Consider the following 22,008-nt stretch of genomic DNA (forward strand, 5'->3'; position numbering starts at 1 on the left):
ATGCAAATTGCTGGAATAGGTCAATCACCAAGGTATTTACACCCTCATATGATGCATTACACGCCATGTGCTGAACCACTTTCTATCCTATCTCAGACATCAAGTTGCTGCCCGGAAGGAGACCCACAAGATGCCCAAAAAGAAAGTAACGGTCCAGGTCAGCGGCTCAGGCATTCTACAGGACGATGTCCTGATGCTGGGCGCCAGCTTGCTAAAGCAGTGGAAAATACCGGCCGGTCATCCGCTGCAGCTTGCCTTCGGTGCCTTCAGACAGGAAGTGACCGTTATCTCCGTCCCCAAATATGACGGAATGCGCATCGGTCAGGTGCTGTCACGCAAAACAGGCATCTCCTCGGGATCGGTCCTGCGCATCAAGTACAGTCCGCGCAGCCGTATCCTGCATATCGGTCCGCTCATCAGCGTGATGATCAGCAGGGATTACCCTGATCAGCCCGACAGACCGTTCGGCTCCATCACGCTCTTCTGCCGTGAGCTTGTAAGTGCCTGTCGGCAGCAGGGCGGAGCCGTCTATTTCTTCACGCCCGATGATATTGAGAATGCCCAGGACCGTGTACAAGGCTGGGTCTACGATAACGGCTGGAAGAAAAGAGTCATGCCTGTTGCCGATGTAGTCAATAACCGTCTTACCTCCCGTAAACTGGAGAACAAACCTAGCGTACAGCATTTCTTAAGAGAAGTAAAATCCCGTCATGGCACGGCTGTCTTTAACGAGAAGTTCCTGGATAAGAATGAAGTCTTCGACGCACTGCGTTCCAAAACCTCACTGCTGCGGTTCATGCCGGATTCTCATCTGCTGAAGAATCTCAGCCAATTTAAGAAGATGTGCAGCGCTCATCCGGTGCTGTTCCTGAAGCCTGTTCGCGGCAGCCTGGGTAAAGGAATTATCCGTGTGACAAGGAATCCGGACGGCAGTTATCAGACTCTCGCGACGAATGTCGGCGGCACGCGCAAGCAGGTATATCCGAATGTCACCAAGCTGTTCGAAGGCATCTCCGGCAAAATGAAATCTACCCGCTACCAGATCCAGCAGGGGGTTAACCTGATCGAGAACGGTCAACGACCTGTTGATTTCAGGGCCCTGGTACAAAAGAATAGCACAGGCAAATGGAGTGTAACCTCAATCGTTGCCAGAATCGCCGGAGGCTCGCATTATGTCTCCAATCTGGCAAGAGGCGGCTCGCTCAGCACGGTGCGCGAGGCTGTGGCCAAAAGCAGTCTGTCTCCTGCGGCCAAATCAGCCGCCCCGGGTAAACTGCAAACGGCCGCTCTAGAGATTGCCGCAGGCATCGAAGAAGCGATTCCCGCCCACTTCGGTGAACTGGGAATCGATCTTGCCATCGATACGACCGGCCATGTCTGGCTGATTGAAGTGAATTCCAAGCCGTCCAAGAACGACAATACCCCCCTGAATGACAGCAAAACCCGGCCATCGGTCAAAAAAATGCTCGATTACTCCGGCTTTCTGGCCGGATTCTGAAGGAGTTACCGAAATGAACAGGATGCCGCTTTCCCGGATTGGGATGCTGGGTGTGCTGACGGGAGCTGGCAGGAACGATGAACCGGCAGCAGAGCCTCACTTCTGCGGTAAGCTGCTGGAATACGGGCCGCGGTATGGACTTCAGGTTGTCATCCTGACGCCGGCGGGAATAGCTTCTCCATCCGGCGGTATTACAGGCTGGCAGCTGGTAAACAGGGAGTGGCAATCCATAAGCTGCGAACTGCCGGATCTCATCTACGACCGCTGTCTCGTACCAGGCGGCGCGGAAGCACGCCGCCAGCTCGCACGGCTCTTCAGCCTGCAGGCAAAGCCGCTGCGCTATTGGGGGCAGCCGCTTCCCGGCAAATGGCTGGTCCATACGGCGCTGCAGCAGGATTCCCGGCTCAGGCCGCACCTGCCCCCTACTGTGCTGTACGGCGGTCCGGATCAGCTGCAGTCCCGGCTGCTTCCCTCCAGGAACGGTATCATCCTGAAGCCTGTCGGCGGGATGCAGGGCAAAGGTGTCCTGCACATTCGCCCCGAGTCCTCCGGATCCTCATTTGCCATCCGCGGACGCACACGCTTGAACGAACCCTTCAGCCGTACCTTTCCAGCCGTTGAGGCTGCCACTGCCTGGCTTCACCGCTGGATCGGCCGGCGTCCCTATCTGGTTCAGCCTTACCTGCAGCTGACAACATCCGGCGGGCAGCCCTACGATATTCGCGCCCTGCTGCAGAAGAACGGCCGCGGCCGCTGGACTGTCACTGGCCTGGCAGCACGCGAAGGTTCTGCCGAGGGACTGACTTCCAACCTGCATGGCGGCGGCCGCGCCTCCCCTGCACATGCCTATCTTCAGGCTCAACATGGCCTTGCTCATGCCGAAGAAGCCTGCCGGCAGATCGAGCAGCTCGCCCTGGAAGCAGCTGCCCGTCTGGAAGCACAGTTTGGCCGGCTTGGTGAGCTGGGCGTAGATTTTGGCGTGGGGCTTGCCGACAGGCATCTGTGGATACTGGAAGTAAATTCGAAGCCGGGCCGCACCTCGTTCTATACCGCAGGTACGCCCGCCCAGGCAGAACAATCGATCACCCGTCCGCTAGCCTATGCACGCTATTTGCTGCTGCGCAGTCCTGGCCGGATCTGGCATGACAGGACTGCCCTTTGAATTCTTTAACCTACGGATTCCTCAATAGATACGAGAGCTAAGCTGGCCCGCATACGTCCGCACTGTATCAGAACAGTTACGGACCAAAGCGGAATAGGAGGATAATTACATGAGCTTGACCTTTGGTAACGTTCATTTTACACAGCAGCCCGAGAAGGTGGTCTACGTCTCCAATGCCTTAATGCGCAGCCTGAAATTATCTGGCAGGAAATCGATTCAGCTGCGTCTTGGCCGGGACTCCATTCCGGCCGCAGTCAAACCGATCAAGAAGGCCGGCAAGCATCTGTACCTGGCCTCAGGAGTCCGCAACGCCATTAAGATTCCGAAGGCCGGTGGTGTCTATCTGCGCAACCTGGAAGGAACCGAACTGCAGCTCGGGCCTTTGATCGGGGTATTGTCCGACGGGGACAGCTCCTCCAGCTCCAGACCCTTCGGCTCCAGAACCGGCTTCATTAAGCAGCTGCTGCGGGAAGGCAGCCGGAAAAGCTATATTTTTGCCTTCATGCCGCGTGATATTAACTGGCAGCAGGAGACCGTTAACGGTTATTTTCTTAATGAAAACGGGAGCTTCATGCGCAAGACAGTCCCGCTGCCCGATGTGGTCTACAACCGCCTGCCCAGCAGACAGGCGGACTTCTCCCCGGCTACCAATCAGCTCCGGGAACGCTTCGTCCGCCGCAAGATTCCGTTCTTCAACTGGAGCTTTTTTAATAAATCCGATATCTATAACCTGCTCGAAGGGGATGCCCAGGCAAGCCAGTATGTGCCGGAATCCTACAACAACCCCAGCACAGAGCAGATCAAGGATATGCTGGAACGGCACCAATTTGTCTACTTCAAGCCCAGCGCAGGCAGTCTCGGCAAAGGCATTTACCGTTTGACCTACCTGCCCAATAAAGGTTACTTCGCGCGCTATCGCAAGGATAAGGGCAATGTGCTGCTGCGCTTCAAAACATTCAACAGCCTGATGCGCATGCTGCATGGCCGGCATAGCAGCTCGCTGAAGGGATATGTCATTCAGCAGGGCATCCGTCTGATCGAGATTGACGGTTGTCCGATCGATTTTCGCTTCCATATGCATAAGAACGGGAGTAACGAATGGGTTGTTGTCGGGATCGGGGCTAAAAAGGCCGGCCGCGGCAGCGTAACTACCCACATCAAAAATGGCGGCTCTCTGATGACACCGGAGCATGCGCTCCGTCAGACCTTCGGGGATCGGTCCGGCGAGGTACTTAAGAAGATGAAGGATGTTGCCATATCGCTGGCTAAAGCAATCGAATTCCACCATCGTCATCTGCTCGGTGAGATCGGTTTTGACTTTGGCATAGATCAGGAGGAACATGTATGGATGTTCGAAGCGAACGCCAAGCCTGGACGGTCGATTTTCCGCCACCCTTCCCTGAAGGCGGAAGGGAAAGCGTCAATCGAACATATCCTGGAGCACTGCCTGTACTTAAGCAGATTCCGGCAGAGGGAAGACGCGTGAAACCCGGTGTCCCCGAGGAGCATAAACCGGTGGTGGCAATCCTGACCACCACCGATGCCTCGGGTGAATTCCGCGGGAACAGGCGCAATTTTAAAGCCATTCTCAAAAAAGGCAAAGAGCTGGGCCATGTCGCCTATGTCGCCGCCATCCAGGACCTGGAGTCTGCTACCCGTACAGTTAAGGGATATGTATATCAGGAAGACCTGAAGGATTGGGTTCGTAAAACACTTCCCCAGCCGGAGGTCATCTATAACCGGATCCCTACACGAAAGGAAGAACTCAAGGTCAGGAAACAGATAGAGGAACTGCTCGCAAGGCCTGAGCTCCATTTGTATAATCCTTATTTTTTCAACAAGTGGGAACTGTTCGAGTGGCTGAAGAAGTCCAAATCAACGGTACAATTTATCCCGGCCACCCGCAGACTCAAGTCGCCTGCCTCTCTGGGTTCGCTGCTTAAGCAGCATAACTATCTCTACCTGAAGCCCGAGAGTGGCAAGGCGGGCAAAGGCATCATGATACTCAAGTACGTTCCCGGTCACAGCCATCCATACCATCTCACTCTGCAAAAGGGCAGGCGGCGGCTTACCCGCAGAACAGCTACACTGCGTGACTGCTGGAAGGCCATCCGGCGCAAGGCGGGTACATCGCCCTATATCGTCCAGCAGGGAATTGAACTGGCTGCTCTGGATGAACGGCCTTTTGACTTGCGGGTACTTGTACAGAAGAACGGCAAAGGCAGCTGGAGCGTCACAGGGGTAGGTGCGCGCCTTGCCGGCCCCAAAAGCATTACCACCCATGTTCCGCGCGGCGGTTCGGTCGAAGATCCCGAAGAACTGCTGTCGGCCATGTTCGGTATAGAACATGCTTCCGTACTCCTGTCGCGGGTGAAGACAACGGCATTGATCATTGCCAGACAAATTGAACGCGGCGCAGAGCACGTGCTTGGTGAGATGTCGATGGATCTGGGTGTAGACCAGAACGGCGGAATCTGGTTCTTTGAAGCCAACTCCAGACCTATGAAATTTGATGAACCGCATATCCGCAAACGTTCCCTGGAACGGATATTCCATTACGCGTCACACCTTGTCCAAGGAAAATGACGCCATCAGGGGAGGTACCCATGGTTCAGATGATTAAAATTAACCGTGCCTCTGCCGGCAGCTGGCCCCTGCGCCGCCGGCAGCTGCTGGCATTCACCCGGCTGTGCGGAGGTAGACGGATCACCCGGGAGGAGCTGTGCAGACTCGCGGGTCTGACACTGGAGGATCTGGAGCAGCCCGGGTCCTCCCTCCTCTATGCCTGTGTCAGAACGGAACGCGGCACTCAGACTGCCGGTCTGTGTCTGACGCTGGGTTATGGTGAAGATACCTGCCTCGTTGTCGTACGGCCGTTGTACCGGGATGCCGGTCTTGGCACACGGCTGGTTACAGCCCAGCTGCAGCAGCTTGGCAAATTAAGCTGCAGAGTTCCGTATGACCATATTCCCTGCCTCAAGATCTGCCTGCATGCCGGCTTGACAGCAACAAGAATCATCCAAACCCCTGGCGGAAAGGCGTCCCTTGTATTTCAGGGAACCTCAACAGCTTTGAACGGTTCCGATGCGGGGGATGACAGAGACAAGGAGGATTGGTTATGTCTCAACCTGTCTTAGGCATCATGACGCTCTACCTGAACGACCGCAAACAGCTTGAGGAACGCCCCATCTATGCCCGTATGATAACAGAAGGCAGGAAGCTCGGTCTGGACGTATATGTATTTACCCCCTCCGAGGTGAATCATGAACGCAGACTGCTGCTGGCCCAGCGCTATGATCCGGCAACACATAAGTGGACCCGAAAGTGGGAAGCCTTCCCAGACATGATATTTGACCGATGCCGGATCCAGCGCAGTGCCCGCTTCGAGGAATTGAAGCAGTTCCGCATCCGGTACAGCCATCTCGTCTATCTGAACCGGCCGATCACCAACAAATGGGGTGTCTATCAGCTGTTATCCAAGAGGGCGGAGTTCCAGCCCCATCTGCCCGAAACGATCCTGTACGAGAAGGTCTCCGACGTTCTGGGCATGCTGAAGCGAAGACCACTTGTCTATCTGAAGCCCATCAACGGCACCGGCGGAAGAGGCATCCTTCGTCTGGAACACAGCGGTAAAAATGCCTCGACTTTCAAAGTGCAGGGCCGTAACCAGCGAAGAGTGATTATCCGTCCACGGATGATCAAGTCTTCGCAGCTGGGAGGGCTGCTGAAGGAATGGAACCTCGACCATCGTTATCTGGTTCAGGAAGGCATTCAGCTCAAACTTCCTAATGGACGCGTCCATGACTACCGTATGCTGGTTCAGAAAAACGCCCAGGGCCGCTGGGAAAAAACAGGCTGTGCCGGACGTATAGGCGCTCAGAGAAGTGTTACCTCCAACCTGCATGGCGGCGGACGTGCGGCTTCCATGGATTCGCTGCTCCAGCAGTGGATCCCGGATGAGAAACTCCGGCAGAACGTTCATAAGACCGCGGAAAAGCTCAGTCTGTCCATTGCTGCCTATCTGGAGGAAACCTTCGGTACCTTGTGTGAACTGGCACTGGATCTCGCTATTGACCGGAAAGGTAAAATCTATGTACTTGAAGTGAACCCCAAGCCGGCCCGGGAGGTCTTCTCACAGATTGGCGAGAAAGAAATCTACCGCCAGGCGGTCGCCAGGCCGCTGGAGTATGCATTATGGGTATACCGGAACAAATTAAACAAAACTACAGATAAAAAAAGCGCTCTGCCTCAGAAAGAGCTGGAAAAGGAAAAAACTACCGCAAATGCAGAGCTGCCGCCGCCTTTGATGAATACCAAAGCATTTATCGCTGAATTCGCTGCACCCGTCGAGGATATTGAAGCTGCCGAAACAGCCAATGACAAAGAAGCCACCGCCTACGAGCGGTAAGCTTCTTTGTCGTTGTATCATTAATAATTTGCTATTATTCAGAAGGCATCTAGTTACTGGGCATCCTTATACAATTCAAGCAGCTGGGTAAAGTCTGAGATGAGGACATCCGCCCCCTCCAGCTCCTCATCATGTCCGAACCCGGCATAGGCGCAGCCAATAACCGTCTGTCCGTTCTTCTTGCCTGCTTCCACATCGGACGAGCGGTCACCGACCATCCATACCGAACGGAGGTCAAAATCCTGCATCAGCTTTTCCAGCAGATTCACCTTGGAGGGCGTCTGAAATTCCCCTGCGCTATACAGCCCTTCAAACAGGGGCATAATTTCATGCGCTGCCGCAACGCCCTTCACATAATCCTCCAGCCCGTTACTGGCTACAAACAGTCTCACGCCTTGTTCGTGAAGCGCCTGCAGCGTCTGCGCTACCTCCGGGTACAGCTTCGTATCCCCGCCCTGCAGTCCTTCAATCTCATATTGCAGCAGCAGCTCATCTGCTCTCTTGCGCGCCTCATCCGAAGCATCAGGCATTACATTACGCCAGATATCATCCAGCAGCATGCCGAGACAGCGGAGAATCTTCTCCTCAGGCGGTGTACTGCCTGTATACAGCCCTTCTTCTCTCAGCGTATCAAACAGCTTATGGTAAGCGGGCAATAAGACAGATTCCGTTTGGAACAGCGTTCCATCCATATCAAACACCATAGCTTCCGGCTTCTTTAGTGCAATCATTTTCCCCATTGTTACTTCCCTGCCTCTCCACAACTCATATTTCTATCAAGCCAACAGCTCTTATATTAACATACCGGAGTCCGAATATCGCTTGGCTGCCCATGTATTTGGTCAGAAAAAAACCGCCTCGAAGAGACGGTTCGTCGTGATGAGCTGCAGCTGCGGCTTTTATTTATGCGCTTCGTGGTTACGGTTACGCAAACCGGCGAGTCCGATTAGACCAAGCAGTCCGAGCCAGCCCCAGTCAGTGCGGTTATCATTGTTCCCTGCCGTGGAATACGGGGTAACCGTATTATCGTTAGTATACGCTGTATTGTGAGTCGCGGTGTTGCGGTTGGCTCCAGATGCTTCTTGAGCGGGATCAGCGAATGCAGCAGATGCTGCGATGCTGGATACAATCAACATCGCGGCTCCAAGAGCCTTTACTTTTGCGATCATTGAAAGAACAGCTCCTTGTAATGGAATTGGGTCTTGGATCGACCTTTCGCTTAGAATGCTCTGTCAGGAGAGTAATTATGCTGTAGGTTTATGCAAATATATCCTGTCCATCAGGCCGTTTGCTGTAAAAATAAAATCCATCTAATCAGGCCATTCTAGGTCTGTGTCGAAATTCGGGACCATCAAACCATCCAAGATTAAGGAGAGAACTCTATTGTGCGTGTGACGTTTCTTACAACCATTCTGAAATTCACGCTGGTCCTCACTTTCTTCCTGCCATTTACGGACGCGGCTTATGCCGGTCCAGCGGATGAGCCAGCAGTGAATGACTATCTGAAGGAACTGTTCGAGAATCGGGCACAGCTGCTGCTGGATGGCAATCCTGCACATCTTCAGACCCACTATGTCATGGGGCAGAGGGCAAGCAAATACGCATTTGACCATGAAATGCGCAGAGCCAGGTATTTGGAGTATTGGAGCAAATACCGTCACCTGAAATTGAAAGATGCTCAGACTTCCATCAAGGTAGTGCGCGTCAGGCAGACGGAGCATAACACCAAAGTATCTCTGGTGCAGTCCATGAAGCTCACTTACCAATATGAAAACGATCAGGCTGAACACAGCTTTGGCGTAGGAACCCGGCATTTTCTGACCTTGAAAAAGACGCAAGAGAACCACTGGTATGTCGACCGCGAGTGGTACTCCGATCCGCTGGAAGAGAATCCTGAACTGATTGAGAAAAGTACAAGCACGTTTGCTGAACCGGTCCATGGCAGAATTCCAGCTTCCCGCGGCAAGGGGAAGACGGGCTATAGACGCGAGCGTGCGGTCGCCTATGCCAATAAATACGCAGGCCTGGCATGGGGAGCGGGAAATAACCATCGTTATAACTCAAAATATCTGGACTACACGCCCAAAGGCGGAGACTGCACCAATTTCTCTTCCCAAGCGCTTGGTGACCCTGCTGAAGGAGGCGGGTTGCGGATGACGGGTGAATGGCGATACCGTGGCGGGGGGAGCAAGGCATGGGTTCACACGGACAGCTTCAAAGGCTTCCTCATGTATTCCGGTTACGGGCGGCTGCTAGCACAGGGCAGCTACCACGATATGGTGCAGTACACCCGCAGCCCCAAAGGGGCTGAGCACCCGCTGGAAGCCGGGGATCTCATTGCATATGTGCTTAACGGGGATATCGATCATTTCTGTGTTGTCGTCGGTTTTGATCCCAAAGGATATCCTCTGGTCAATTCCCATACTGCAGACCGTTATGCGGTTCCCTTCGATCTCGGCTGGGACAAGAAGACCCTATACCAGTGGATCCATATCCGCGATTGATAACTTCTCTTCATAACCCTCACCCTGCAGTCATACACTGAATGGACAGCAGCCTAGGGGAGGGAGCCTGATTTGAAATACCCGTTGTTATTGAAACAAACGCTAATCCGGGCAAGTGCGATACTGATCGTGAAGATCATCGGCTTGTCCGGTAAAATATACCTGATCCGCTCCGTCGGCATGGAGGGCGTAGGACTGTACCAACTGGCGTACTCCTTTTACGGCCTGGTCATCATGTGCATTACCGGAGGACTGCCAACAGCCCTTGCTATGTATTCATCCCACTCGCCTGTCAAAGGACAAGCTATCCTCAAGAAGCTTGGCCTCTTTTTAATGCCCTTAAGTCTCCTGATATCCTTCATTACTTATAGTTGTGCCCCTAGGATCGCTGCATGGATGGGTTATCCATCATTAGAAGTGCTGCTTCGGATATTGTCTCCTGCCATATTTCTCGTTCCTCTGCTGGCCTTGCTGCGCGGTTACCTGCAGGGAACACAACATTACGGTTCCATTGCACTGTCTGAAATTATAGAACAGGCGCTGAGAATCGGTCTTCTCATTCTTTTGGTCGGGTTATGCCTGCCGTATGGCCAAATTCCGGCTTTAGGCGGGGCAGCTGCCGGCACCTTTGCCGGTGCGCTTGGTGCCTTCCTGCTGCTTCTGCTTTACAGCCGCAGCATCCTGAACACAGGACAGGCTCTCATCCCTTCCAAAACTGAAGGTTATTCCATGAGGTCGGATCTTGCTGTGCTGCTCCAGATGTCTGTCACCATTGCCTTGACCCGGCTGCTTATTCCGTTTTCGGATTTTATGGACTCTCTTATTATCCCCTACCGTCTGCAGGCAGCAGGAGTATCCTCCACAGAAGCTGTAGAAGTGTTAGGCATGATTACGGGTGTTGCCCTTGTTGTTGCCTATACTCCTACACTGATTACGGGTGCCCTCAGCCACACCTTGACTATGCAGATCACCTCGTACTGGAAATCAGGATTGCATCAGGAATTCTACAAAAGAAGCAAACAAGCGGTCGAATTGGCCTGGATCTGGGGCATTGCCTCAGGCTGCTTTATCTTCAGTTACCATGAGGAAATTGCCAGACTCGTCTTCAACACCCCTGCTGCTGCTCCGGCCATTCAGGCTTTATCTGCCCTTCCTCTTATTGTTGGCGTCCGTGAGATTACGACCAGTATCCTCTGGGCCCGGGACCAGAAGAGGATTCCGTTCACCGGCACCGTCTGGGGCGTCGCGCTCTGTATAATCACGCTATATGTACTGGTCGGTGTCCCCGGATTCAGTTTCATGGGTATTTATCTCGGTTTCACAATTCTGGAACTGGTATCTGTGATATGGAATATCAGAGCTCTTCGGCCGATGCGGTATATCCGTTCAAAGCTGGTCATCCTGCTGGTCGACCTTTTGTATTTTGAAATCATCAGCCTGTTTACCGTCCATATCCTGCGCTCACATACCGGACAATGGCCAGCCCTGGTGACCAGTCTATGCATCTACGGATTAGGCACTTTAATCTATTTGCTTTTCCGTATCCAGAGACTGATACAAAGAAAGACCGAATAATGCGGCTCAGGATTCTGGATCTCTTGTTCTGTACGAAAAATAAAAAAAGACAGTATCCCGTCCGGACCGGGATACCACCTTTGATAACTTAGCCTTTTCTCTTCATTCCGGACAGCTCTTCGATCTGCAGCAGGATGGACGCCATATCCATTTCACCACGCCCGTTAGCCTTGGCGGACGTATAGGTAGAGGTCACTGCTGATGCCAACGGCAGGCTAGCCTCCAGTTTACGTGCCAGGTCCACGGCATAACCAAGATCCTTTTCCATCCATTTCAATGCAAACGCGGCAGGGAAATCACCGCTCAACAGAGATTGCGTTTTGCCTGCCAATAATGGCGTATGAACCGCAGAGGCGCCGACCATTTTCAAGACAAGCTCCCGGTCCAGCCCAGCTTTATCTGCCAGTACCAATGCTTCCGAAATTCCCTGCATGGTAATTCCAAGCAGCAAATTAATGACCAGTTTAGCCCGGCTGCCTGTTCCTACCTCGCCAAAATGCAGGGTTTGCTTGCCTAGTACGTCGAAAATGGGCATACAATGCTCTACCGCCTCAGCTTGACCGCCAGCCAGGATAACCAGCTGTCCATCTTCAGCAGGCTTGACCGAACCTGAGACCGGGGCTTCCACGAATCTCGCCTTATATCCTGTAAGCAGCTGGCCTGCCGCTATCATCTCATCAGGACTGATCGTACTCATATTCACGACGATGGATTGCTCGTCCAAACCGGACAGCAGCCCGTCTTCTCCGTGCAGCACCGCTTCTACCGCCTGGTTATTGCTCAGCATCAGGACGATGATGTCGCTCTGCTGCGCCACTTCACGCGGGGTACTGCACAAAACAGCACCCTCTTCCACCAATGGATCAGCCTTACTTGCTGTCCTGTTGTTTACCCGCAGCGGATAACCCGCCCGAATTATATTTTGCGCCATGGGCAGCCCCATATTGCCAAGTCCGATCCAGCCTATTGTCGGTTTCACTTCTCTTCCTCCTCCATGGTTACTCTAAGAGAATTATACCCGTTATACTGTGATGCTAAAATATTGGATGAGCCCGATTCAGCTCAACACACAGGCTGCAATAATGCCTGCCGCAGCCACTATGGTTAACAGGCGGTGGCTGCTTCGGGACCAGGCTTGCCGGTAAGAACCCTTATATAAACGCCGATGAATTATATGGAGCAGAAGGAGATTGGACCCGAAAAACAGCAGCAGATGAAATAGACTTGGGTTCATGTGAATGGAGAGGGGCGCTTCCAGAATACCCAATAAGATAAGGCCCAAGGTAAGAAATATAACATTTCTGCTCAGCATTAACAGCGATTTCCCCATTGCCGTCACCTCCCTATGGCTAATTCAATTCTCTGCAAATACATTGGTTCTGCCACTTTTCACTACCCGCCCATACGGAATCAGTATAAGTAGCCGAGCATGTCCAATTCTCCTTCGTTCCACTCTGTATTTCTTACTCTCTTGATCATCAGCTCATTCATGGCCTCGGCGCCGATTCCTCTCATGGTCAATGCCTTATGATCAATCTTCAACCACTTACACATATTCTTATATGGGCTGTACCCGTTATTCAAATATAAATTCATTTGATCTGCAAAAAGGAGTATAAAATCAATGGAACGTCCTGCAGCGAACCGATCGATTTCCTTAAGCAGTGCTGAACCTATACCTTGCGATCGGATCTTGGAGGAAACACACAGATCGATGATCCCTAATATCCTCACAGGTCTCCCACTTAAATTCATAACCCTGTAATCCAATCCCACTTGACCTGCGAGTTGATGAGTTTTGTCAAAAGCAATGAATCGGAAATGCGGCAGTTGTTTAAAGTAAATCCTATGCTTGGGATATACTTCCGGGAAACTCTCCATTAATAATTCGTAAATACTGGTCCTCAGCTCTTCGTCAATGTCGTATTCATGTACTTGTTCTATTTGCACAGTACCTCTCCAATACCTTATTATTCTAATTTTAGATTATTCTATTTATAGACTACCATACCTGCCGACAAAAGCCTTTCAGAAAAGCTGAATTTTAATGAATACCCTATACGAGAGGACGCTGCCAGTCTTCTTCCAGCAAGTCCGCCACAACCCCCATGGCTGCTTTGCTGCCAGAGGCTGCCGCGTAGATCAGTTGAGACGGCATAACATAGGATGAATCTCCAGCAGCATAGATACCGGCTGCCGTCGTTCTGCCCATGGCATCGGTGACGATGCCGCCATTTTCAGCCGTTTCATAACCCAGCACTTGATCAAACCGGCGATGAGGAACCAGCTTGGGGTCGATAAACCCTCCGCTTCGCTCCATATATGTACCATCTTCAAAATGCACGCCTTGCAGCATTCCGCTGTTACCGGACAGGGACGCTATGGGGGTCTTCACGATTCTTATGCCTCTGGACATAAGCATTTCCTCCTGCTCAGCACTCAGTATATCATGACCATTTGTGAACAAGACCAGATCCCGGCTCCAGTTATACAGCAGCTTGGCTTTGTGAACTGCCGCACTGGCGTTATCTGATATAATCATCAGCGGTTGATCCCGCAGCTCCCATCCATCACAGAATGGGCAGTTGAATAAACTTTTCCCGTACAAATCGCGGAGCCCTTTAATCTCGGGCAGCTCTTCCTTCAGGCCGCCAGACAGGATCAGCTTACGCGCCAGGACACGCTCTCCGGACGAGGTATCCAGAATGAAACCGGAATCGGTTCGCTGGATCTCCGTCACTTCCGTCTGCCAGTGGCGGACGGAAGGATAACCTAGCACTTCATCATAAGCAATACGGCGAAACTCCTCTGGCTTGACGCCATCCCGGGTAATGAACCCGTGTGAGGCATGAGTCACAGCATTTCTTGGCTGGCTGTTATCGAATAGTGCAACCTGTTTCCGGGCTCTGCCCAAAACCAAAGCTGCATTTAATCCCGCCGGCCCGCCGCCGACGATCGCACAATCAACATTCATAACACAACCTCCGTTTTCTAATATAGATTTTATAGATATTTTATGTCTGTAATTAGGGTGAAGTATGGCATCGTCTCTATACAAAATAAAGACAATGCACCTTCTTCGTTCTTTATCTGGCTATTGAGGAATTTCTGTGCCCTCCAGCCGCTTCTTCGCCAGGTCTATCATTTTGGTTTCCCGGAGGTACTGTTCCATCCCTTCCTCAGCCTCCATCATGACCTGGTGGATCACACAGCGGGAATCATGGCTGCCACAGCATTCAAACAATGAGGTGGTACCCTCTACTGCATGAATGATATCCAGTACAGAGATGTCATCAATTTTACCTCTTAAACGGTATCCCCCATGGGCTCCTGAAGCAGATTCAATTAATCCTGCCTTGACCAGCTTCGTGAGAATCTTAGAGAGATACGTGGGAGACACGCTCTGACTGTCTGCCAGCTGCTGGACGCCCACAGGCTTATCCGGCTCAATAGCTATCAAATAAAGAACCGTATGGAGGGCGTAATTCGTCGCTTTGGAATATTTCATGGTGCCCCTCCTCCTTTATCACAGACTTAATGTATCCATAATAACTTTTAATCTGAACAGCTGTCAAGGCTGTATGATGTCAGGCTGATTTCAGAGTCTCACCCCATTTATCAGTCGATGTTAAAATATCATGCAAAAAAGGCTGTCTTTGAAGACAGCCTTCTTTCCACTCTCAGCGCTCATTGCGAACAGAGCGAATAAACTTTTCCAGTGCTTCTGTATTGGTAATGCTCTGATTACACGTCTGATTATCCATACATATATATTGTCCGACAGCCGCAACATTATCAGGTGAAGCAACCGCTGGCTTGGTCTTTACCAGGAAGAAGGCCAGCTCATGGTGCCGATTACAGAACAGGCAGTATCCCTTCTTGTGGGTCGGCGTCAGTCTTCCTTCTAGCCCTACAAACTGTCCTTCGAACGGATACACCACAAACAAACGGTTTGTAGAAATATCCATCCACCCCAAGTAGGTGATAAAGCGAAAATCAATCGATTGCAGATCCGGCACCTTCAGCTTCTTGCTCTTTGGAAACAGCTTTTCAATCTGTTTTGGCGTGATCGTCGGATAAGGCTCGAGGTATGCTTCCAACTCACTTAGATAACTTGAGAAATCGTCCGCTGTTTCGAGCAGCGATATAGACTCAAGCCGCTGCTGCTGTTCCGGTGTCAGCGATGAGAAGGCCTCAACGATTTTCATTGTACAATCATGTCTCACCGTCTCCAGGACACGACGATCTGCGACCGTCCGCAGCGTATGAAGAAGGTGCTTGGATTGTTTTTTAATGACATTATATTGATTATTTTTGATAAATGGTGTACTCATAGCTCTTCAGCCCCTTATTGTTTTTAAATAGTAATAAGGTGCAAAGCCTGCTATAGACACGATAAAGTGAAGCATGGGCGATTCAACTATATCATGATCGCACCCTACGCAAAGTATCGCCCTGTATCAGGCTTTGCATAAGGCCTTCCTAGCTAACGAGCAACTCTGCATTGCCAACAGTATAACCCCCAATTCAATAACATGAGACAATTATACCTCTATTATCCATCAAGCACCATTTGTTCTCTGCGGAAAATTTAAATTAAGATAAAAATTATGGCTGGACTTCGGATGAAAAGGACTATATCACTTCTTTGCCGATGACGCTGCCTATTCCCATGAACGTCACTGTAAATGTAATGGCTGTATCACTCCCGTTAGGGTACCTTCTGGCAATAAAGGCCCTCACTGTCGGGTCTTTACGTTACCGTTCCTCCTTGCTCATATACATAAATAAAAAAAGCAGCTCTACCCGCAAGCCGCTTGAAACCGCCTATATTAAAACCGTTCTTCTGCTTCTGGCCAAGACAAAATTAATGATTTAAACCGGACCTCGCAGCCTGACCCCGTTGGTGATTGTGCTACTACCCCAGCTGTATATGGACCTTGCGATCGAAGTCCGAAGTAACGGATTAATTTCCAGGCCTCGCCATCCGGTGAATAGTAAAATGAAACAACCTGCTCGCTCTTCGTGATCCTTAAATACGGATTCTCTACAGAGACACGTTCAGAATTACAGTCATCGGATGACCCATCCTGAGTCACGACAGATACAATCGTTGGATATTCCCCGTCAAACTCAAAGCATATTTTCGCCCAGTTATTATCATCTGCCATGAGCATCAGACACCCGGAATCATATTTGTGATGCATATCGACCTGAAGCTGCGTTGTAAGCTGAAATGAAGAATCAACCTGCAGCTGAAGAAACGGCGCGGAGCTCGCTGTATGTTTTCCAGCAGGGTCTTTGAAGAAGTCCGCCTTTGGCGGCGCTTCTATGAGCAACTCATGCTCCGCCGTATAAGTCCAGTGTTGGGGTTCATTCATCCATGCCAGCTTCTCCCGTTCCTGTTTACTGAATAAGTTTTGGACCGTTGTCATAATAACCTCCGTACGTGTAATGACATCCCGTGTGCAAGACATCTTTGTCTCTACACCATCCATCAAGCTCGTTCGTTCAGGGGTGAGTTGGATATAAACTTATTATAGTCCGTCAAATTTTGTTAATAAATATAATATAAAGGTATCCGTATATAATAAAATGAACTTATGTCTCCCCCTTGACTTAGAGTTAACTATAAAGATTAACATTCAAGTACCGAGGGAAAAACCTTCGGCTTGTTAACACTATAAAGGCGGGTGATTTACTAATGGATATGAATGAGTTTATTGATTTCTGCAGACAAGGCAATCCTATCTCGGCAGAGGATACAGAATTACACGGCCTATTGATCCAGTGCAGTTATGAAGCTCAGAAAATAACGATGAAGCTGAATACCTCCTATCATTCAAGAGAAGAAATTGTAGATCTGTTCAGCGAGTTGACAGGTAATGCCGTCGATTCGTCTTTTATGTGCTTCCCACCCTTTTACACCGACTTCGGCAAACATATAACGATTGGTAAAAACGTGTTTTTTAATACCGGATGTTCATTTCAGGACCGGGGCGGAATTACGGTTGGCAGCGGTTCGATGCTGGGGATGAACGTGACGATTGCTACCCTTAATCATGGCCTGCCCTTACAAACCAGAAATACAACTTATCCTTCTCCGGTAGTCATTGGCGAGAATGTGTGGATCGGGTCAAATGCAACGCTGCTGCCCGGTGTAACGATTGGTGACCATGCTGTTGTAGCTGCAGGCGCCGTCGTGACCAGAGATGTACCGGCAAATACAGTGGTAGCAGGAGTTCCGGCAAGGTTCATCAAAGAAATCGACCATAACCCGGAATAATTAGGGGTGACTTGTACGTCCACTGGCTGGAAGAGCCTGATCTTTATGGTTCATGCAGGATGCATCCATGGAGACCAGGCTCTCCTGTCCCAAGTACAGCCTTTATAATTTGTTGATCACAATGGATAGTTTGTAGTTGGCATACTGATTAAGTTCAACCAGAAACTCATCAAGCACCGGGTTGGAGGGGAAGCGGCATTCTAGTAAGTAACAGCCATCTCCGCTTATTTTATAATGATGTAGTACATAACCTTCCTTTCTTTCGACAAAAGATAAGTAAGGAGCATGCTTAATATTTTTCGTATAAATCGTAATCAGCGCATGCACCTGACACAATAATTTAGCCTGGTTCAGCTTGATCGTGTACCCCTCAATCACTCCATGACCCTCTAATTTAGCCACTCTGGCTGCAACCGCCTGTCCTGTCATGTGGATCTTCTCGCCTGATTGCTTCATCGTGATCCGGCTGTTTTTGGACAACTCATCAATAATTCGTTTGTCTGTTTCATCCATCATTCGTTCATCATCCTTCACTTGATCCATTTAATATATTCATACCGAGCAACACTTTCATAAATCAACCGATATTACCGAAACACTTGATTTGTAGTATGTATGCCGCATATGAAACGACTTAGAATAAAGTATATCTTATTCCAAGGAGTTGTTTCATTCATGAAAGTAACCCATATTCGTAATGCAACCCTTATCGTTGATTATGCAGATAAGAAGTTTTTAATTGATCCTTTTCTTGCGCCTAAAGGAACATATCCCCCATTCCCAAACGCTGCGCGGCAGGACCAAAACAATCCGCTGGTAGAGCTGCCCATGACGGTTGAGGCAATTACGCAATATGTGGATGCCGTTATTTTAACCCACCTGCATTTGGATCACTTCGATGATGCAGCAAAAAACGTCCTGCCTAAACATATTAAGATGTTTGTACAAAATCACGCAGATGCAGACCATGTTGAAAAAGCCGGTTTTACCAATGTAGAAGTGCTGCAGCAGGATACCATATTGGATGGCATTCGGATGATCAAGACTCCTGGCGAGCATGGACGTGGAGAGATTTTAGAAAGGATGGGCCAGGTTTGCGGTGTTATCCTGCAGCACTCCACGGAGCCCTCCCTTTATGTTGCTGGAGATACGGTATGGTATGAAGCGGTTAAGAGAACCCTCGCAGCCCACAAACCGGATATTATTGTAGTTAACGGTGGGGATAATCAATTGAATGAAGGCGGGTCCCTGGTCATGGGAAAGGAGGATATTGCACAGGTCTATCAGGCCACTACTGACTCGACCCTGGTTGTTGTTCATATGGAGGCCGTAAATCACTGGGTACTTTCCAGGGAGGAATTAAGACACTTCTTAAAAAGCAGCGGCATGATAACAAGGGTTCTCGTCCCGGACGACGGGGAATGCTATACATTTTGACATGATAATAAACCACCAAAAAGCGGCCCGCATATGCGAGCCGCCTTTTGATTGAAGATACCTCCGCCGTTCTTGCTTTTATTAAGCCATGCCGGCTCCAACCCTTTTTTTATTTTTTAGGAGGAAGTATTCCTACTGCTCTAGCAGCAGCTGCGCTTTTTTCTACAAAAGACACTGGATTATCAATAGATTCCCAGTGGATATATTTGAATGGATTGCTTTGGAAGAGCCAGTGGTTATGAATAGCCGTAATTTTTATTCCCCGCTTACGCAGCTCTGAAACAAAGGGATTGATTTCCTTCTCTAAAATCACTGTTTCCCCCAGGTTTAATGTGCGGCCACGGGAATCGCGAGATTCTACCAATAAAGCAAACGGTAATGTTAGAGGGGATTTACTGCGTCTACCTAGAATTTTAACGTTTAATTTACGTAAAGTTTGGACAACGCAAGCTGGTTTATTCGTTACCACCTGTCCGCCAATAATTTTAGTTATACTAACAAAAAAGCGGCCCGCTTATGCGAGCCGTTTCTCCAATCAAATTTCAGGTGGCTAACTTTTGTAAATCCCAAACTAAAAGTTAAATATTGTTCAAGTGTCATCAGAAAATAAAGTATTAGACTGATCCTAGTAATTGGAACAGCGACAGCCAAGGACGAGAAAATATAGTCCTTAGCCAAGAGTAATGAGGACACAATGTCACTGTCCAATTTTGCAAAAAGGATTAAGAGTTGCCAGCTAACACATTTGCGTGAAGTGACTAAAAAGAGTTTACTACGAAATAAACAATTCACTGAAGTTCAAATAAAGAATCGCGCAGGTGATTGATATCTCTCATCGGCGGGCGTCCGAATAGGCGGGTATATTCCCTGTTAAACTGGGAAGGGCTTTCGTAACCGACTCGAAATCCTGCCGTTGCAGCATCCAAGCCTTCCGTAAGCATCAATCGGCGTGCAGATTGTAACCGAATGATCTTCTGATACTGCAGCGGGCTCATTCCCGTTACTCTTTTGAAATGCTTGTGCAAGGATGTTGGGCTCATACTTACTTTTTTCGCTAGCTCTTCAATAACGAGCAACTGAAAATAATCACGGTTGATCAAATGTATTGCATCTGAAATGCCTTGTGCATAGCTACCGATCACGGCAAACTGCCTGATCAACGCCCCTTGCTCGCCCTGCATCACCCTGTAAAATATTTCTCTGATGATGAGCGGAGCTAGCATCTCGATATCGGTGGGGGTATCTAAAAGATTGACGAGGCGCAGAATCGCATCTAGAAAAGGAGGAGTGGATGGATTGACCAAAATGCCACGTCCCGTCTCTCCCCTTTTCTGCGGGTTAGTTTTCTTGTTTAAGTCCATAAGGACATCTGGGCTAAGCGTTAATCCTAAGCTTAAGTACGGCATCTGCGGCGATGCATGAGTTATTTTCCCGATAACCGGCAGATGAACGGAGGCAACCATATACGTACCCGGATCGAACCGGAAGCTTTCCCCGGCTAATGTGGCAGTCTTTGAGCCTTGGGCAATTACGTAAAGAGATGGCATGCTAAGGGTATGCGTCGGTTCTGATTCCTCGGATGCACGCCTGAAACAAAGTTCCGGAATCGCTGTTATGTGCATACCGTCCATAGGCGTATAACGTGCAATTTGCCGAGCTAACTCGGAAACGAGTTGGTTCAAGCTTAATCACAATCCTTTTTCATACAATCTGATAATGATATTGTAACAAAACCGGACAGGAATGGGCAAGGAACGCGCAGGAATCGTCTACCTGGTTCAATAGGATATTTCTTATAATTCAAAGTGTAAGACAATATTCAGATGAAAGAAGGACTCGGCTATGACAACGAACGAAAATGTAATCATGTCAGGAATCAAAGATAAAGTGATCGTCATTACAGGCGCAAGTAGCGGAATTGGTGAGGCGACTGCACTTCTGCTCGCTGAGCGAGGTGCGAAAGTCGTGCTCGGGGCGCGCCGATTGGATCGCCTTGAGGCTCTGGCGGACCGCATCGCGAATGTAGGCGGTGAAGCCGCCTATGCAGCCACAGACGTGAGACGGCGCGACGACTTATCCGACCTCGTTAAGTTGGCATGTGAGCGGTTCGGCAAGCTTGATGTTCTGGTCAACAATGCCGGCATTATGCCAATTTCCCCGCTCGATGAACTGCGTGTCGAGGATTGGGAGGCGATGATTGACATCAACATTAAAGGCGTTCTGTACGGCATTGCGGCAGCGCTGCCTCTCTTCCGCAAGCAAGGCTCCGGGCATTTCGTCAACATCGCTTCTACGGCAGCCTATCGCATTGTACCGAACATGGCGGTCTATGCCGGCACGAAGTTTGCCGTGCGCGCCATCTCCGAGGGTTTGCGCCAGGAGGCCGGCGATAAGCTACGCGTGACAATTATTTCGCCTGGCTCAACGCGGACGAATGCCGCGGAAACAATGACAAATCTAGAGATAAAAGCCAAGCTCGAAGAGTACCGTGAATTCGCGATGCCACCGGAAGCTATCGCCCGAGCTATTGCGTTTGCGATCGAACAGCCGGCCGGTGTTGATGTGGGCGAGCTTGTTGTCCGTCCCACTGCGCAGGGGTAAGGTAAACAGGTATGGGGTAAAGAAAGTCGAAACTGCGATAACGGGTACCGATGAAGCGAGCATTCATCGGTACTATTTTCATTTCCACTTACAAACTCTTCTGAGCCATATTTCCCGTCTCAGTCGAATCACTACTTCGGGACTTATCAGCGAGCGCACTTCGACCAGGCTATTCAGTCCTGTTGAGTACCCGATAAACTACCTCCTAATACCAAAGTTGTTATCCTGGTTCGTCCCCTTCCAACCAACAACCGAGCCTTTTGAAAACAACAAAAAAAGCGGCCCGCATATTGAAGTTACCCCCGTCAAGTAGACAGATATAAAATAGCTCTGTGACTAAGCAGCCTTAGTTCGGTATTCCACCGGGCTAAGGTTGTTCAGCTTTTCCTGAAAACGTTCGTTGTTGTAAAAATGAATATAGCGTTCAACAGCTCCCACGAGTTGCTCCTCGGAGGTGAAGGTGTGGAGGTGGAGGCATTCCGACTTGAGATGCCCGAAGAAACTTTCGATGCAGGCGTTATCCCAGCAGTTTCCCTT

At 50.0% G+C, this 22,008-nt stretch carries 23 protein-coding genes; 11 read left to right on the top strand and 12 right to left on the bottom strand.

Annotation, left to right across the window (positions count from 1 at the left end; all coding sequences use genetic code 11):
- The first annotated feature begins 130 nt into the window (after window positions 1–130).
- The 6 genes from Q5741_RS06820 to Q5741_RS06845 all read left to right on the top strand — a co-directional run bounded on the left by Q5741_RS06820 (window position 131) and on the right by Q5741_RS06845 (window position 7,068).
- Complete coding sequence (locus Q5741_RS06820) at window positions 131–1,498, top strand: YheC/YheD family endospore coat-associated protein (RefSeq protein WP_305023300.1); 1,368 nt, start codon at window positions 131–133, stop codon at window positions 1,496–1,498.
- Between the two features lie 13 nt (window positions 1,499–1,511).
- A complete protein-coding gene (locus Q5741_RS06825; protein WP_305023301.1) occupies window positions 1,512–2,660 on the top strand; it encodes a YheC/YheD family endospore coat-associated protein in 1,149 nt (382 codons plus the stop codon).
- A gap of 109 nt (window positions 2,661–2,769) precedes the next feature.
- On the top strand, window positions 2,770–4,146 hold the full coding sequence (locus Q5741_RS06830) for a YheC/YheD family endospore coat-associated protein (protein ID WP_305023302.1): 1,377 nt from the start codon (window positions 2,770–2,772) through the stop codon (window positions 4,144–4,146).
- 29 nt (window positions 4,147–4,175) lie between these two features.
- Window positions 4,176–5,246, top strand: a complete 1,071-nt coding sequence (locus Q5741_RS06835; protein WP_305023303.1) for a YheC/YheD family endospore coat-associated protein — start codon at window positions 4,176–4,178, stop codon at window positions 5,244–5,246.
- A 20-nt stretch (window positions 5,247–5,266) separates the two neighbouring features.
- Window positions 5,267–5,797, top strand: coding sequence for a GNAT family N-acetyltransferase (locus tag Q5741_RS06840; RefSeq protein ID WP_305023304.1), 531 nt, complete (start codon window positions 5,267–5,269; stop codon window positions 5,795–5,797).
- On the top strand, window positions 5,779–7,068 hold the full coding sequence (locus tag Q5741_RS06845; protein WP_305023305.1) for a YheC/YheD family endospore coat-associated protein: 1,290 nt from the start codon (window positions 5,779–5,781) through the stop codon (window positions 7,066–7,068). The genes Q5741_RS06840 and Q5741_RS06845 overlap by 19 nt, the downstream gene beginning before the upstream one ends.
- Before the next feature lie 53 nt (window positions 7,069–7,121).
- Here the strand turns inward: Q5741_RS06845 and Q5741_RS06850 are convergent, their stop codons facing one another.
- Both Q5741_RS06850 and Q5741_RS06855 read right to left on the bottom strand, forming a co-directional pair.
- The gene (locus Q5741_RS06850; protein WP_305023306.1) at window positions 7,122–7,808 is read right to left on the bottom strand and encodes an HAD family hydrolase; all 687 of its coding nucleotides are present in this window, start codon (window positions 7,806–7,808) and stop codon (window positions 7,122–7,124) included.
- 159 nt (window positions 7,809–7,967) lie between these two features.
- A complete protein-coding gene (locus Q5741_RS06855; protein WP_305023307.1) occupies window positions 7,968–8,237 on the bottom strand; it encodes a WGxxGxxG family protein in 270 nt (89 codons plus the stop codon).
- Window positions 8,238–8,453: 216 nt separating this feature from the next.
- Between Q5741_RS06855 and Q5741_RS06860 the strand changes: the two genes are divergently transcribed.
- Window positions 8,454–9,572, top strand: coding sequence for an amidase domain-containing protein (locus Q5741_RS06860; RefSeq protein WP_305023308.1), 1,119 nt, complete (start codon window positions 8,454–8,456; stop codon window positions 9,570–9,572).
- 90 nt (window positions 9,573–9,662) lie between these two features.
- A complete protein-coding gene (locus tag Q5741_RS06865) occupies window positions 9,663–11,147 on the top strand; it encodes an oligosaccharide flippase family protein (RefSeq protein ID WP_305023309.1) in 1,485 nt (494 codons plus the stop codon).
- Window positions 11,148–11,235: 88 nt separating this feature from the next.
- On the opposite strand, the gene Q5741_RS06870 is transcribed toward Q5741_RS06865, so the two are convergent.
- The 6 genes from Q5741_RS06870 to Q5741_RS06895 form a co-directional block, all read right to left on the bottom strand.
- Window positions 11,236–12,126, bottom strand: a complete 891-nt coding sequence (locus tag Q5741_RS06870; RefSeq protein WP_305023310.1) for an NAD(P)-dependent oxidoreductase — start codon at window positions 12,124–12,126, stop codon at window positions 11,236–11,238.
- A gap of 431 nt (window positions 12,127–12,557) precedes the next feature.
- Window positions 12,558–13,097, bottom strand: coding sequence for a GNAT family N-acetyltransferase (locus tag Q5741_RS06875; protein ID WP_305023311.1), 540 nt, complete (start codon window positions 13,095–13,097; stop codon window positions 12,558–12,560).
- A gap of 106 nt (window positions 13,098–13,203) precedes the next feature.
- A complete protein-coding gene (locus Q5741_RS06880) occupies window positions 13,204–14,121 on the bottom strand; it encodes an NAD(P)/FAD-dependent oxidoreductase (RefSeq protein ID WP_305023312.1) in 918 nt (305 codons plus the stop codon).
- Between the two features lie 120 nt (window positions 14,122–14,241).
- Window positions 14,242–14,655, bottom strand: a complete 414-nt coding sequence (locus tag Q5741_RS06885) for an Rrf2 family transcriptional regulator (protein WP_305023313.1) — start codon at window positions 14,653–14,655, stop codon at window positions 14,242–14,244.
- A 172-nt stretch (window positions 14,656–14,827) separates the two neighbouring features.
- Window positions 14,828–15,481 (bottom strand): FusB/FusC family EF-G-binding protein, encoded by a 654-nt coding sequence (locus Q5741_RS06890; RefSeq protein WP_305023314.1) that lies wholly within the window; start codon window positions 15,479–15,481, stop codon window positions 14,828–14,830.
- A 498-nt stretch (window positions 15,482–15,979) separates the two neighbouring features.
- A complete protein-coding gene (locus Q5741_RS06895; protein WP_305023315.1) occupies window positions 15,980–16,582 on the bottom strand; it encodes a DUF1349 domain-containing protein in 603 nt (200 codons plus the stop codon).
- Between the two features lie 269 nt (window positions 16,583–16,851).
- Here Q5741_RS06895 and Q5741_RS06900 point away from each other — a divergent pair, with 269 nt between their 5' ends.
- Complete coding sequence (locus tag Q5741_RS06900) at window positions 16,852–17,433, top strand: DapH/DapD/GlmU-related protein (RefSeq protein ID WP_305023316.1); 582 nt, start codon at window positions 16,852–16,854, stop codon at window positions 17,431–17,433.
- Window positions 17,434–17,535: 102 nt separating this feature from the next.
- Here the strand turns inward: Q5741_RS06900 and Q5741_RS06905 are convergent, their stop codons facing one another.
- Window positions 17,536–17,949, bottom strand: coding sequence for an Lrp/AsnC family transcriptional regulator (locus Q5741_RS06905; RefSeq protein ID WP_305023355.1), 414 nt, complete (start codon window positions 17,947–17,949; stop codon window positions 17,536–17,538).
- Between the two features lie 159 nt (window positions 17,950–18,108).
- On the opposite strand from Q5741_RS06905, the gene Q5741_RS06910 reads away from it, so the two are divergent.
- Window positions 18,109–18,870, top strand: a complete 762-nt coding sequence (locus tag Q5741_RS06910; protein WP_305023317.1) for an MBL fold metallo-hydrolase — start codon at window positions 18,109–18,111, stop codon at window positions 18,868–18,870.
- Window positions 18,871–18,979: 109 nt separating this feature from the next.
- Here the strand turns inward: Q5741_RS06910 and Q5741_RS06915 are convergent, their stop codons facing one another.
- Window positions 18,980–19,363, bottom strand: coding sequence for a DUF1259 domain-containing protein (locus tag Q5741_RS06915; RefSeq protein ID WP_345784151.1), 384 nt, complete (start codon window positions 19,361–19,363; stop codon window positions 18,980–18,982).
- A 295-nt stretch (window positions 19,364–19,658) separates the two neighbouring features.
- Window positions 19,659–20,552 (bottom strand): AraC family transcriptional regulator, encoded by an 894-nt coding sequence (locus Q5741_RS06920; protein WP_305023318.1) that lies wholly within the window; start codon window positions 20,550–20,552, stop codon window positions 19,659–19,661.
- Window positions 20,553–20,712: 160 nt separating this feature from the next.
- On the opposite strand from Q5741_RS06920, the gene Q5741_RS06925 reads away from it, so the two are divergent.
- Window positions 20,713–21,471 carry an SDR family oxidoreductase gene (locus Q5741_RS06925; protein ID WP_305023319.1) on the top strand — a complete coding sequence of 253 codons (759 nt, stop codon included), beginning with the start codon at window positions 20,713–20,715 and terminating at the stop codon, window positions 21,469–21,471.
- Between the two features lie 336 nt (window positions 21,472–21,807).
- On the opposite strand, the gene Q5741_RS06930 is transcribed toward Q5741_RS06925, so the two are convergent.
- Window positions 21,808–22,008: IS3 family transposase (locus tag Q5741_RS06930; RefSeq protein ID WP_305023320.1), on the bottom strand; the 201-nt coding region annotated here is incomplete at its 5' end.

Origin of the sequence: Paenibacillus lacisoli (assembly GCF_030580655.1) — a bacterium.
GTDB classification, from domain to species: domain Bacteria; phylum Bacillota; class Bacilli; order Paenibacillales; family Paenibacillaceae; genus Paenibacillus; species Paenibacillus lacisoli.